This is a genomic window from Conexibacter sp. CPCC 205762 (genome assembly GCF_030646155.1).
In the GTDB taxonomy this organism is placed as follows: domain Bacteria; phylum Actinomycetota; class Thermoleophilia; order Solirubrobacterales; family Solirubrobacteraceae; genus Conexibacter.
In genome coordinates, this window is sequence record NZ_JAUTDN010000017.1 from 16918 (window position 1) to 28992 (window position 12075).

Here is a 12075-nt window from a genome sequence, read left to right on the forward strand (position 1 = left end):
GGTTGCCCGTATGTCAAGCGGGCGCGCGGACGGGTAGGTTTCTGCGCATGGCTCCGGAACGCGACCTCTTCGCGAACTTCGAGCGCATGCGGCGGGAGATGGACGAGCTGTTCGGCGACGTCCTCCAGCGACCCGGCATCGCGCCACGCAAGCGCGGCGGCTTCTCGCCCGCGGTCGACGTCTACTACGCCGACGACCCGCCGCGCGCGGTCGTGACGGCGGAGCTGCCGGGGATCGACGCCGACCGGCTCGCGCTGGAGATCCAGGGCCGCGAGCTGGTCCTCTCCGGCCACCGCCGCGCCGGCGAGGCGGAGGGCCGCGTCTATCAGCAGGTCGAGATCGAGCACGGTCCCTTCCGCCGCGTCGTCCAGCTCGGCGCCGAGGTGCGCGCGGAGGAGGCGAAGGCGATCTACGAGGACGGCCTGCTGCGCGTCGAGCTGCCGCTGGTCGAGCCCGAGAAGCGCCGTCGCAGCGTCCCGATCGAGGTCCCGAGACCGCATTCGAGAACGCGCAGAGGCGGCGCGTCATGATCGAGATCGGCACGCCCGGACAGGCTCGCGAGATCGAGGTCCCGACCCAGAGGTCGCTGTCCGGGACGCTGCCGGTGCTGCCGCTGCGCGACAGCGTCACCTTCCCGGAGACGCTCGTCCCGCTGGCGGTCGGTCAGGACCGCAGCGTCGCGCTCGTCAACGACGTGCTCGGCGGCGACCGCATGATCGCGCTCGTCGCCTCGCGCAAGCCGGAGCTGGAGACGCCCGGCCCGGAGGACCTCTACGACGTCGGCGTCGCCGGCGTCGTCGCGCGGATGCTGAAGGTCCCCGACGGGACGCTGCGGATCCTCGTGCAGGCGACCCAGCGGATCCGCGTCACCGGCTGGGAGCGGACCGAGCCCTACCTCGTCGCCGACATCGCCGAGGCGCCCGACGAGAACGGCCAGGAGACGCCCGAGCTGATCGCGCTGATGCGCAACGTGCAGGCGACCTTCTCGAACATCGTCGAGGAGGTCCCGTATCTGCCGGAGGAGCTGCACGTCGCGATCGCCAACCTCGACGACCCGGGCGCGCTCAGCCACCTGATCGCGAGCGCGCTCAGGATCAGAACCGAGGAGAAGCAGGGGCTGCTGGAGGAGCGCGACGTCGCGCGCCGGCTGCGGCGCCTGTCGGAGATCCTCGCGCGCGAGCTGGAGGTCGTCGCGCTCGGCTCCAAGATCCAGTCGCAGGTCCAGTCCGAGCTCGACAAGACGCAGCGCGAGTACTTCCTGCGCCAGCAGCTGAAGGCGATCCAGGAGGAGCTCGGCGAGGGCGACGAGATGGCGGCCGAGGCGGAGGAGCTGCGCGAGCAGCTCGACGCGCTGGAGCTGCCCGAGGAGGTCCGCAAGCAGGTCGACCGCGAGCTGGCGCGGCTGGAGCGGATCCCGCCCGCCTCCGCCGAGCACGGCGTCATCCGCGGCTACCTCGAATGGATCGCCTCGCTGCCGTGGAGCGAGCGGACCGAGGACAACCTCGACCTCAGACACGCGCGCGCCGTGCTCGACGAGGACCACTACGACATCGAGCAGGTGAAGGAGCGGATCCTCGAGTTCCTCGCCGTGCGCAAGCTGAAGCCGGACGCGCGCGGCTCGATCCTCTGCCTCGTCGGGCCGCCCGGCGTCGGCAAGACCTCGCTCGGCAGATCGATCGCACGTGCGCTCGGGCGCAGATTCGAGCGCATCTCGGTCGGCGGCATGCGCGACGAGTCGGAGGTCCGCGGCCACCGCCGCACCTACATCGGCGCGATGCCGGGCGTGATCGTCCGCGCGCTGCGCGACGCCGAGTCGAAGAACCCGCTGTTCATGATCGACGAGATCGACAAGATGGGCTCCGACTTCCGCGGCGACCCGGCCAGCGCGATGCTGGAGGTGCTCGACCCCGAGCAGAACGAGACCTTCCGCGACCACTACCTCGACCTGCCGTTCGACCTCTCCGACGTGATGTTCGTGACGACGGCGAACACGCTCGACACGATCCCCGGCCCGCTGCGCGACCGGATGGAGACGATCCAGCTCGCCGGCTACACCGAGGAGGAGAAGCTGGAGATCGCGCGCCGCTACCTGGTGCCGCGCCAGATCGACCGCAACGGCCTGCGCAGAGCGCAGATCGCCTTCAGCGACTCCGCCCTGCGGGCGATCATCGGCGACTACACGCGCGAGGCCGGCGTGCGCGGGCTCGACCGCGAGATCGGCACCGTCTGCCGCAAGATCGCGCGCCAGGTGGCCGAGGGCAGAGTGACGAGAAAGGTGACCGTCTCGGGCCCGCGCGTGCGCGAGCTGCTGGGCAAGCGGCGCGTCTTCCGCGAGACCCGCCGCCGCACCTCCGAGCCGGGCGTCTCGACCGGGCTGGCGTGGACGCCGGTCGGCGGCGACGTGCTGTTCGTCGAGGCGACGGCGATGCCCGGCAGCGGCAAGCTGACGATCACCGGCCAGCTCGGAGAGGTGATGCGCGAGTCGGCGCAGGCGGCGCTGTCATGGGTTCGCAGCCATCCGCCGGAGGGGATCGGCGACGACTGGTTCGCCGAGCACGACCTGCACGTGCATGTGCCGGCCGGCGCGATCCCGAAGGACGGCCCCAGCGCCGGCATCACGATCGCGACCGCGCTGACGTCGCTGCTGACGCGCCGCTCGGTCCGCGCCGAGGTGGCGATGACCGGCGAGATCACGCTGACCGGCCAGGTGCTGCCGATCGGCGGGCTGAAGGAGAAGGCGCTCGCCGCGCAGCGCAGCGGCATCAGAGTCGTGATCGCGCCCGCGCTCAACGAGCAGGACGTCGACGACATCCCCGAGCACCTCCGCAAGGACCTCGACTTCCACTTCGTCTCCCGCATCGAGCAGGTGCTCGAGCTGGCGCTCGCCGCCAGGAGAACGGGGCGGCGTCGACCCGCTTGACAGGGGGTATGGTGAAGGCCACCGAGGTAATCGACAAGGAGCACCACGACATGGCGGCACGCACGAAGAAGGCGAAGAAGGCGGCGAGCTCGGCGGCCGCGACGACGAGTCCGTGGGTCCAGCGTCTGGTCGAGGACGACGAGCTGCGCGACAACTTCCGCGTCGCGTTCGAGGCTGCCAAGGACGCCTACGACCGCGTCTCCGACGGCAAGGGCCCGAAGGCGCTCGTCGAGGACAAGAAGGTCCAGAAGGACCTCAACAAGGCCGCGGGCGCGCTCAAGGACGCGGGCGCCGCGCTGAAGGACGGCCCGAAGAAGAAGCCGAAGAAGCGCCATCCGTTCCGCAAGCTGCTGATCGCGTTCGTGCTCGCGGGCGCCGCGCTGGCGATCAGCGAGGACCTCCGCACGAAGGTGCTCGACGCGCTCTTCGGCAAGGAGGAGGAGTTCGAGTACACCTCCACCACGACGCCGCCCGCGCCGCCGGCGCCACCGGCGGCGTAGGCTCGTCACCACAGCAGCAGTCGTTCAGAGGGCGCCCACAGGGCGCCCTCTCTCGTGCCAGTGCGGGGCACCCTGGCCGCCGAGCCAGCTACGATCGGACGATGGCAGCAACCGATGCGGTCGCCGCGGAGCAAGTCCGCACGCTCGAGAGCGACAAGGCGAGAAGGATCGTCGACGCGATGCGCGTCAGCGTCGCGGCGCGCGGCGCGGCCGGCTCGACGTTCGACCACGTCGCGCGTGAGGCCGGCGTCTCACGCGGCCTGCTGCACTACTACTTCGGCACGAAGGAGCGGCTGCTGGTCGAGGTCGTGCGGCGCGACTGCGACATCCGCATCGAGAGCCTCGCCGCCCAGCTGCAGGACGCCCACACCGCCGACGACTTCATCGGCGGCCTCGTGCGCGGCCTCTCCGAGCTGGTCGAAGGCGACTCCGATCTCGTCACGCTGATGTTCGAGCTGTTCACGCTCTCGCGCCGCAACGACGAGATCGCCGAGGCGCTCGCCGACCTCTGCCTGAAGATGCGCGGCCACCTCGCCGCCTCGCTGGCGGAGAAGCGCGACGAGGGCGTGCTGCGGCTCGGCGCCGAGCCGGACGCCGTCGCCGGCGTGCTGCTGGCGCTCGCCGACGGGCTCGCGCTGCGCTTCCTGACGGAGCCGAAGCTCGACCCGCGCCCGACCGTCGGCGCCGCGGTCGCGGCCGCGCGCACGCTGATCGCCGACCCGGCGTAGCGTGAAGGGCTCGCGCTGCGGCGCGTCGCGCTCATCGGAGTGGCGGTCGCGCTCCTGCTGCTGCTCGTCGCCCAGCTCGCGCTGCCGCGGCTGGCGGAGGACGAGGTGAGGCGCCGGCTCGGCGGCGACGAGGTGACGCACGTCGAGGTCGGCGCGCTGCCCGCGATCGAGCTGCTGTGGCAGCACGCCGACCGCGTCTCCGCGCGCGTGCGCAGCTTCGACGCCGACGGCGCCTCGATAGCCGACGACCTCGCGCAGACGCGCAAGGTCGACACGCTCGACGTGTGGATCGAGCGCGTCCAGGCGACGCCCGAGGTCGAGCTGCACGACGTGCGCGTCGAGAAGCGCGACGGGCGCCTGAGCGGCAGCGCGACCGTCGACCCGGACCAGGTCGCGGCCGCCCTGCCGGCCGGGATCGAGGGCCGGCTGCTGCCCAGCGACGACGGCGCGGTGCGGGTCGCGGCGCGCATCGGCGGCGCGAACGTGACGTTGCAGGTGGCGGCCCGCGACGGCCGCGTGGTGGCGCGGCCGGAGGGGCTGCTGGGGCTGATCAGCTCCTACACGCTGTTCGGCGACCCGCGCATCGACGTCGAGCGGATCGCCGCGTATCCGCAGCCGGACGGGCGCGTCGAGCTGCGCGCCAGCGCGCGCGTCGTCAGCTGAGCAGCTTCGGCATCCGCGCCAGCAGCCGCAGCGAGCCGCGCGGGCGCAGTCTGCCGCGCAGCATCGCGACGCGCGGGTCGACGCGGCCGGCGGCGACGTCGACCCAGTCCTCGACCGTGCAGTGGAAGGTCAGGTCGGCGCCGCCGTCGACGGCGCCCGGCAGCGCGCGTGTGCGGCCGTTGTCGATCCGCAGGTGCCACGGCTCGGCGTCGCGGAACTGCCACTCCAGCGTCACCGGCCGCGCCGGCGCGTGGCGGTGGTCGACGAGCCCCTCGACGCCGTCGAACAGCAGTCTCAGCGTCTCGCGGTCGGTCGCCGGCTTGCGCAGCTTCTCGCCGAGGTAGCCCGCTCTCAGCAGCGCGATCCCGTACGCGGCCCGCTCGCGCGGCGTCTGGCCGCTCGGCAGCGGCAGCCGCATTTGCTCCAGCGGCATCCCGGCGGCGCGCAGCTTGCTGTCGAGCGAGCCGATCCCCAGCTCGTAGATGTCGAGCAGCTCGAAGCCGAATGCGCCCACGTAGCGCTCGTCCCAGCCCGGCGGCACGAACACCGCCAGCGCCCACGGCAGCACCTCGCGCAGCAGCTCCTCGACCGCCTCTCTGCAGTCGGGGTCCTCGCGGTTGAGGTCGTACAGCAGCCGCACGCCGAAGCCGATGTGGCGCTGCTCGTCGAGCTCGACGTTGCGCATCCCGCCGTAGAAGCCCGGCAGCATGTCGCGCTGCTCGAGATAGCCGGTGATGAAGTGCTGGCCGGACTGCGCCAGCGTCGCCTCGACGATCAGGTGGTAGAGCGCGATCGCGGCGGCCAGCCGCGGCTTCGATCTGTCCCGCCGCAGCTCGTCGGCCATCTGGTCGAGCCGCTCGAAGACCTTGCGGAAGCCCCACGTCAGCTGCGGCTGGATCGCCGCCAGGCCGCCGGCCATCGTGCCGTCGCCGACGCCCGCGACCTCGTGCATGAAGCGCTTGAAGAAGACGGCGTGGCGCGCCTCGTCGACCTGCTGCGTCGTCAGGAAGTACTTCTGCTCGGGCAGCGGCGCGGCGTCGATGTACGGCGTCAGCGTGTCTGCGACGGCGTCCTCGCCGTGGAAGAAGAGCGAGTAGTTGAACAGCGCCGCTCTGCGCTCGAACGCGCCGAAACGCGTCTGCCACTGCTCGCGGTCGGCGCTGAAGTCGATCTCGGTCGCGCTCCAGTTGCCGCGTTCCCAGCGGGCGTAGAGGTCCGTGTAGCTGATCTGCTCTGTCGCGCTGACGACGGCCATCTCGCTCTCCCTCCTACGGTTGCACCACCGGCTGGTGCAACCGTAGCTGAGGCGAGCGGCTAGGAGGCGAGCTTCGGCGAGGTCCAGGACGCCTTGAGGCGGCGCTCCAGCTCCGGCGCCAGCTCGTCGATCGCGATCCGGACCTGCTCCAGCGAGTCGCGGTCGCGCAGCGTGACGGTGCGGTCCTCGAGCGTCTGGTGGTCGACCGTCACGCCCCACGGCGTGCCGATCTCGTCCTGGCGGCGGTAGCGCTTGCCGATCGAGCCGCCCTCGTCGTACTCGGCCTGCATGCGCGGGCGCAGGTCGTCGAAGATCTCTCTCGCGACCTCGGGGTGGCCGGCCTTCTTCAGCAGCGGCATCACCGCGACCTTGACCGGCGCCAGCTTCGGGTGCAGGCGCAGGACGGTGCGGACGTCGCCCTCGACCTCCTCCTCGTCGTAGGAGTCGACGAGGAAGGCGAGCGTCGCGCGGTCGGCGCCGGCGGCCGGCTCGATCACGTGCGGCGTGTAGCGCTCGCCGGTGCCCGGGTCCATGTACTCCAGCTTCTCGCCGGAGGCGTTTCTGTGCGCGGTCAGGTCGTAGCTGCCGCGGTTCGCTATGCCCTCCAGCTCCGACCAGCCGATCGGGAAGAGGTACTCGACGTCGCTGGTGCCGCTGGAGTAGTGCGACAGCTCGTCCTGCTCGTGCGGGCGCAGGCGCAGGTGGTCGGGGCGCAGGCCGAGGTCGGTGTACCAGCGCTCGCGGGCGGAGAGCCAGTGCGCGAACCACTTGTCGGCCTCGTCCGGCGGCGTGAAGAACTCCATCTCCATCTGCTCGAACTCGCGCGTGCGGAAGATGAAGTTGCCGGGCGTGATCTCGTTGCGGAACGACTTGCCGATCTGCGCGATGCCGAACGGCGGCTTTCTGCGCGCGAACTGGAGCACGTTCTTGAAGTTGATGAAGATGCCCTGCGCCGTCTCGGGCCGCAGGTAGACGGTCGCGCCCTCGTCTCTGACGGGGCCGACGGTCGTCTCGAACATCAGGTTGAAGGCGCGCGGCTCGGTCAGGTCGCCGCCGCAGGTGGGGCATCTGACGAGCGCGGGATCCTCGCCGTTCTCGACGGCGGCCTCCTGCAGATGATCCAGGCGCCAGCGTCTCTTGCAGTCGCCGAGGCACTGCACGAGCGGGTCGCTGAAGCCGGCGAGGTGGCCCGAGGCCTCCCACACGCGTGGGCTCTGGATGATCGCCGAGTCGATCGCGACGACGTCGTCGCGATCCTGCAGCATCGCCCGCCACCACTCGTTCTTGACGTTCGTCTTGAGCAGAACGCCGTAGTGCCCGTAGTCGTAGGTCGAGCCGACCCCTCCGTAGATCTCGGAGGAGGGGAAGATGAAGCCACGTCGCTTGCAGAGCGCGACGATCTTGTCCATGGTCACGATGTCGGTCGTCATCCGGCGAGGGATGCTAGCTAGGCGCGCCAGGTCGGTGCACGGACATCCGTTCTTGGCACTCTCGGCGAGAGAGTGCCAAGGCGTCTGCGATACTCTCCCGACGATGCCGATCTACGAGTACCGCTGCGAGAACGGGCACACCTTCGACGCCATTCAGAGAATGGCCGACGATGCGCTCACGGAGTGCGAGGTCTGCGGCGCCCCGTGCCAGCGCGTCCTCCACGCCCCGGCCGTCCACTTCAAGGGCTCGGGCTTCTACAACACCGACTACGGTACGAAGAAGCGCGCCCGCGAGCTGAAGAGCGCGGGCGAGGGCAAGAGCGGATCGAACGGCGGCGATGGCACCAGCTCCGGCAGCTCCACCAGCACCAGCACCAGCTCCAGCGACTCCACGTCGGGCGACAGCAGATCGACGAGCAGCACCAGCAGCTCGTCCTCCTCGTCGAGCAGTGGCGACTCGGCTCCCAAGAGCGCCGCGTCGTAGCGTCGCGGTCGCGTTCGCGACCGCGCTGGCGCTGCTGCTGACCTGCGCCCCGGCGGCCTTCGCCGACGACGACGCGCGCTTCGACGGCCAGGTCACCGACGCGCTGCGCACGCCGGCGCACAAGCTCGCGGCCGATTCGACCGGCCGCGCGCTCGCCGACCTCGTCTTCGTCGACGACGACGCCGCCGGCACGAGCTACCGCACCTGCGTCAGGCGGCTCGGCAAGGGCGCGCTCAGGAGCTGCTTCGCGACGACCAGCGGTCCCGCCGGCAGCCCGACGATCACGCCGCTGCGCTTCCGCAAGGGCAAGTGGGCGGTCAGCTGGTCGGTCGCCGGCACGGTCGTCGCGCGCTGGAAGTTCGCAGTCGTCTAGCGGGCGACGGCCTCGCGTGCGAGCGCGATCAGCGCCTGCGCGGCCGGGCTCGACGGGCCGCCGGCGCGCCACAGCAGCTCCATCCGCGCGCGCAGCTCGGGCGGGCCGAGCGCGAGCGCGACGAGGCCGCTGCCGGCGGCGGTCGCGACGACGCGCGGCAGGATCGCGACGCCGAGCCCGCGCCGCGCGAGCGCCACGAGCACGTTCGGGTCGCCGGCCTCGAAGGCGATCCGCGGCCGCACGCCGGCAGCCGCGCAGCCGGCGTCGAAGGCCGCGCGCAGGCCGCTGCCGCGGGGGAGCGAGATCAGCGGCTCGCCGATGAGGTCGGCCAGCGAGATGGCGCCGGCGGGTGGGGCGGGCGTCGCGCGTGGGGCGGCGGGCGGTGGGGCGGGCGTCGCGCGCGGGGCGGCGGGCGCTGCGGCGTCGCTCGCGCGGGAGGCGAGCGGATGCTCCGGCGCGACGGCGGCGGCGAGCGGCTCCTCCAGCAGCGTCGCCGCCGCGACGCCGGCCGGCGGCGGGGCGGCGCGGCCGGCGACGACGAGGTCGAGGCGGCCGTCGAGCAGCAGCGCCAGCAGCGACTCCGAGTCGCCCTCCTCCAGCGTCGCCTCGACGGCGGGGTGGGCGGCGTTGAAGCGGCCGAGCAGGTCGCTGACGAAGCCGGCCGGCCCGCCCGGCACGAGCCCGACGGCGACGCGGCCGCGCAGCAGGCCGTCGAGCGCGTCGACCGCGTCGCGCAGCGCGGCGACCGCCGCCAGCGCCGCGCGCGCGTGCGGCAGCACCGCCTCGCCGACCGCTGTCGGCCGCACGCGGCGGCCGGAGCGGTCGAGCAGCTCGTGGCCCAGCTCGCCCTCCAGTCTGCGCACCTGCGCGCTGACGCCCGGCTGCGCGACGTGCAGCGCATCGGCGGCGGCGGTGAAGCCGCCGTGCTCGGCGACCGCGGCGAGGTAGGCGAGCTGGCGCAGTTCCATACGCGTTGCTTCTAGCACATAGCACGCATAGATCTTGTGCTTCTGGCATCGGGCGAGCAGGCTCACCCCATGAGCACGACACGTGAACAGGCCAGCACCCCCGAAGACCTCGCCCGCCTCTTCGTCGAGCGCGCCAACGCGCGCGACGCCGACGGCCTCGCGGCGCTCTACGCCGACGACGCCGTGATGGGCTTCCCGCCCGGCCGGCAGACCGTCGGCCGCGCCGCGATCAGGCAGGTGCTGGAGCAGATGCTGCAGCACGCGCCGCTGCCGTTCCCGCGCGAGCAGCCGCTGCCGACGCTGATCCACGGCGACCTCGCGCTGACCGCGACGCAGCCGAGCGACGGCACGGGCGGTCGCGCCCAGGTCGCCCGGCGCCAGCCCGACGGCAGCTGGCTGCGGATCCTCGACCGGCCCGAGGCCGGCGGCGCCTGAGCGCCGTCAGTCGACGGCGGACGCGCCGACGTCGCCGTCGAGCAGCGTCCGCTCCGAGGAGCCCGCGCTCAGCCGTCCATGAACTGCTTGACCGCGCGCTGCTTGTCGGCGTCGGAGACGACGAGGCCGGAGCCGCCGTCGGGCAGCGTCTCGTAGCCGGATGGTCTCAGCACGCGCGTCGGCGGCGAGCCGCCGAGCGCCGCGGCGCCGAAGAAGCCCATCAGCGTCGGGCCGCCCATGTCGGTCCGCATCGCCTTCGGCGCCGCCCACGAGACCCACGGCAGGCGGAAGAAGGTCGTCGGCGAGAACGCCTTGCTCTTCATCCCCGCGAGGATCTGCTGCTGGCGCTTGGCGCGCGTGAGGTCGTCCTCGGCCGGGTTGCACGAGTTCTTGCGCGTGCGCGCCAGCACCAGCGCCTGCTCGCCGTCGAGGTGGTGGGTGCCGCGTCTGAGGTTGAGCGTCCAGCCGCCGTTGGATCTGCCGCCGGAGATCTCCGAGCAGACGCGGTCGGTCGTCACGTTGATGCCGCCGAGCGCGTCGATCAGCTTCGGGAAGTTGTCGAAGTCGACCTCGATCAGGTGGTTGATCGGCACGCCGAGGTAGGCCTCGATCGTGTCGATCGACAACGCCGCGCCGCCGAACGCGTAGGCGGCGTTGATCTTCTGGCGGCCGTGGCCGGGGATGTCGACGATCGTGTCGCGCGGGATCGACAGTCGCGCCGACTTCCCGCCTCCGACGCGCCACAGCATGATCGAGTCCGAACGGCTCGGCCCGCTCGTCGAGGCGCCCGGCTCCTTCGAGCCCTTCTGGCGCTGGTCGGAGCCGAGGATGAGGATGTTGTTGGCCGACCACAGCGGGTAGCCGGCGTCGGTCAGCGCCGCCTTGGCGGAGTCGGAGACCTTGCCCTTCTGGATCTGCGCGCTGACGAGGAACAGCACCATCGACAGCGCCAGCCAGGCGCCGATCGCCAGCACGACCCACTTGACGACGCGCCGCGGCGTGATCCCGCGCCCGCCGCGCCGCCGGCCGCGCCCCGGCAGGCCCGGAAGTCGTCGGCCGCCGCCTCCGCCACGCCCGTCGTCGTCCCAGCCGCCGTCGCCACCGCCGGGCGCGGGCTCGCCGAAGCTGTCGTCCTCGCCGCGCAGGCGCGACAGGAAGCCGCGCGGCCTGGCGCGGTAGGTCGTGTACGACGGCTCGTCAGCGGAGTCGCCCGAGGGGCGGTCGGCTGGGCGCTCGGCGCGGCGGGATCGGTCGTCCTCGCCGGCGCGGTAGACGCGGTACGAGGGCTCGTCGCCGCGGCCTGGGGGATCGTCGCGGTGATCTGCCATGTGCACGTCTATAGTGCCGCACCATGTCGGCCGACTGCGTAATCGGCGTCGACCTCGGGGGCACGAAGGTGCTCGCCGGCGTGCTCGACGAAGAGATGAACGTCCACAACCGCGTGTACCGCCCGGTGCATGGATTGCCCCAGGGCGAGCTGATCGACACGATCGTCGGCGCGGTCGAAGAGGTGCGCGAGGCGGCCGGGCGAGAGATCTCCGCCGCCGGCTTCGGCATCCCCTGCTTGATCGACCAGCGCACCGGCGTCGCGAAGATGGCGGTCAACCTGCCGATCAGAGACATGCCCTTCCGCGACGTGATGGCCGAGCGGCTGGGCCTGCCGGTCCACGTCGACAATGACGCCAACATGGCGGCGCTGGCCGAGTTCCGCGCCGGCGCGGCGCAGGGCGTCACCGACGCGGTCGTGCTGACGATCGGCACCGGCATCGGCGGCGGCCTGATCCTCGGCGGCCAGCTCTACCGCGGCTCGATCGGCGCGGGCGCCGAGCTCGGCCACATGGTGATCGACAGAGACGGCCCGCGCTGCCAGGGCAACTGCCCCAACCACGGCTGCCTCGAGGTGCTCGCCTCCGGCACGGCGCTGGCGCGCGAGGGCGCGCGGATCGCCGCCGAGCGGCCCGGCTCGCTGCTCGGCAGAGCGCTCGCCGACGGCCGCACCGTCAACGGCGCGCTCGTGACCGAGCTGGCGCACGACGGCGACCAGGCGGCGATCGACACGCTCGCGCTGATCGGCCGCAACCTCGGCGTCGGGATCGCCAACTACCTCAACATCTTCAACCCCGACGTCGTCGTGATCGGCGGCGGGGTGATCGCCGCCGGCGAGCTGCTGATGGGCCCGGCGCGTGACGAGGCGACCAGCCGCGCGCTGCCGACGATGGCCGAGCACGCGAGGATCGTCACCGCCTCGTTCGGCCCCGAGGCCGGCATGGTCGGCGCCGGCGCGCTCGCGCTCGACGAGCTGCGCAAGGTCGGGTGAGC

At 72.3% G+C, this 12075-nt stretch carries 13 protein-coding genes; 9 read left to right on the forward strand and 4 right to left on the reverse strand.

Annotated features, from left to right (window positions below; genetic code table 11):
* Positions 1–47: 47 nt before the first annotated feature.
* The 5 genes from Q7L73_RS14610 to Q7L73_RS14630 all read left to right on the forward strand — a co-directional run bounded on the left by Q7L73_RS14610 (position 48) and on the right by Q7L73_RS14630 (position 4811).
* The gene (locus tag Q7L73_RS14610; protein WP_304690465.1) at positions 48–530 is read left to right on the forward strand and encodes an Hsp20/alpha crystallin family protein; all 483 of its coding nucleotides are present in this window, start codon (positions 48–50) and stop codon (positions 528–530) included.
* Positions 527–2920: an endopeptidase La gene (lon, locus tag Q7L73_RS14615; protein ID WP_304690466.1), complete on the forward strand. Its 2394-nt coding sequence runs from the start codon at positions 527–529 to the stop codon at positions 2918–2920. Before Q7L73_RS14610 ends, lon begins: the two co-directional genes overlap by 4 nt.
* A gap of 50 nt (positions 2921–2970) precedes the next feature.
* A complete protein-coding gene (locus Q7L73_RS14620; protein ID WP_304690467.1) occupies positions 2971–3420 on the forward strand; it encodes a hypothetical protein in 450 nt (149 codons plus the stop codon).
* Between the two features lie 101 nt (positions 3421–3521).
* Positions 3522–4148: a TetR/AcrR family transcriptional regulator gene (locus Q7L73_RS14625; RefSeq protein WP_304690468.1), complete on the forward strand. Its 627-nt coding sequence runs from the start codon at positions 3522–3524 to the stop codon at positions 4146–4148.
* A 39-nt stretch (positions 4149–4187) separates the two neighbouring features.
* Positions 4188–4811 carry a hypothetical protein gene (locus tag Q7L73_RS14630; protein WP_304690469.1) on the forward strand — a complete coding sequence of 208 codons (624 nt, stop codon included), beginning with the start codon at positions 4188–4190 and terminating at the stop codon, positions 4809–4811.
* Here the strand turns inward: Q7L73_RS14630 and Q7L73_RS14635 are convergent.
* Together Q7L73_RS14635 and Q7L73_RS14640 are read right to left on the reverse strand one after the other, a co-directional pair.
* Positions 4804–6066: a ribonucleotide-diphosphate reductase subunit beta gene (locus Q7L73_RS14635; RefSeq protein ID WP_304690470.1), complete on the reverse strand. Its 1263-nt coding sequence runs from the start codon at positions 6064–6066 to the stop codon at positions 4804–4806. The genes Q7L73_RS14630 and Q7L73_RS14635 overlap by 8 nt on opposite strands.
* Before the next feature lie 59 nt (positions 6067–6125).
* On the reverse strand, positions 6126–7496 hold the full coding sequence (locus tag Q7L73_RS14640; protein ID WP_304690471.1) for a glycine--tRNA ligase: 1371 nt from the start codon (positions 7494–7496) through the stop codon (positions 6126–6128).
* 103 nt (positions 7497–7599) lie between these two features.
* Here Q7L73_RS14640 and Q7L73_RS14645 point away from each other — a divergent pair, with 103 nt between their 5' ends.
* Together Q7L73_RS14645 and Q7L73_RS14650 are read left to right on the forward strand one after the other, a co-directional pair.
* A complete protein-coding gene (locus tag Q7L73_RS14645; protein WP_304690472.1) occupies positions 7600–7980 on the forward strand; it encodes an FmdB family zinc ribbon protein in 381 nt (126 codons plus the stop codon).
* On the forward strand, positions 7946–8353 hold the full coding sequence (locus Q7L73_RS14650; protein ID WP_304690473.1) for a hypothetical protein: 408 nt from the start codon (positions 7946–7948) through the stop codon (positions 8351–8353). The genes Q7L73_RS14645 and Q7L73_RS14650 overlap by 35 nt, the downstream gene beginning before the upstream one ends.
* On the opposite strand, the gene Q7L73_RS14655 is transcribed toward Q7L73_RS14650, so the two are convergent.
* Complete coding sequence (locus Q7L73_RS14655) at positions 8350–9321, reverse strand: LysR substrate-binding domain-containing protein (protein WP_304690474.1); 972 nt, start codon at positions 9319–9321, stop codon at positions 8350–8352. The two genes, Q7L73_RS14650 and Q7L73_RS14655, sit on opposite strands and share 4 nt — an antisense overlap.
* 69 nt (positions 9322–9390) lie before the next feature.
* On the opposite strand from Q7L73_RS14655, the gene Q7L73_RS14660 reads away from it, so the two are divergent.
* A complete protein-coding gene (locus Q7L73_RS14660; protein WP_304690475.1) occupies positions 9391–9756 on the forward strand; it encodes a nuclear transport factor 2 family protein in 366 nt (121 codons plus the stop codon).
* A 68-nt stretch (positions 9757–9824) separates the two neighbouring features.
* Here Q7L73_RS14660 and Q7L73_RS14665 read toward each other — a convergent pair whose 3' ends face one another.
* Positions 9825–11084, reverse strand: coding sequence for an LCP family protein (locus Q7L73_RS14665; protein WP_304690476.1), 1260 nt, complete (start codon positions 11082–11084; stop codon positions 9825–9827).
* 23 nt (positions 11085–11107) lie between these two features.
* On the opposite strand from Q7L73_RS14665, the gene Q7L73_RS14670 reads away from it, so the two are divergent.
* Positions 11108–12073, forward strand: a complete 966-nt coding sequence (locus tag Q7L73_RS14670) for an ROK family protein (RefSeq protein WP_304690477.1) — start codon at positions 11108–11110, stop codon at positions 12071–12073.
* Positions 12074–12075 lie beyond the last annotated feature (2 nt).

Coding starts and splice junctions, on each gene's coding strand:
- Q7L73_RS14620 (WP_304690467.1), top strand. CDS start 2,971: ATGGCGGCACGCACGAAGAAGGCGAAGAAGGCGGCGAGCTCGGCGGCC.
- Q7L73_RS14670 (WP_304690477.1), top strand. CDS start 11,108: ATGTCGGCCGACTGCGTAATCGGCGTCGACCTCGGGGGCACGAAGGTG.
- Q7L73_RS14610 (WP_304690465.1), top strand. CDS start 48: ATGGCTCCGGAACGCGACCTCTTCGCGAACTTCGAGCGCATGCGGCGG.
- Q7L73_RS14635 (WP_304690470.1), bottom strand. CDS start 6,066: ATGGCCGTCGTCAGCGCGACAGAGCAGATCAGCTACACGGACCTCTAC.
- Q7L73_RS14645 (WP_304690472.1), top strand. CDS start 7,600: ATGCCGATCTACGAGTACCGCTGCGAGAACGGGCACACCTTCGACGCC.
- Q7L73_RS14640 (WP_304690471.1), bottom strand. CDS start 7,496: ATGACGACCGACATCGTGACCATGGACAAGATCGTCGCGCTCTGCAAG.
- lon (WP_304690466.1), top strand. CDS start 527: ATGATCGAGATCGGCACGCCCGGACAGGCTCGCGAGATCGAGGTCCCG.
- Q7L73_RS14660 (WP_304690475.1), top strand. CDS start 9,391: ATGAGCACGACACGTGAACAGGCCAGCACCCCCGAAGACCTCGCCCGC.
- Q7L73_RS14625 (WP_304690468.1), top strand. CDS start 3,522: ATGGCAGCAACCGATGCGGTCGCCGCGGAGCAAGTCCGCACGCTCGAG.
- Q7L73_RS14655 (WP_304690474.1), bottom strand. CDS start 9,321: ATGGAACTGCGCCAGCTCGCCTACCTCGCCGCGGTCGCCGAGCACGGC.
- Q7L73_RS14665 (WP_304690476.1), bottom strand. CDS start 11,084: ATGGCAGATCACCGCGACGATCCCCCAGGCCGCGGCGACGAGCCCTCG.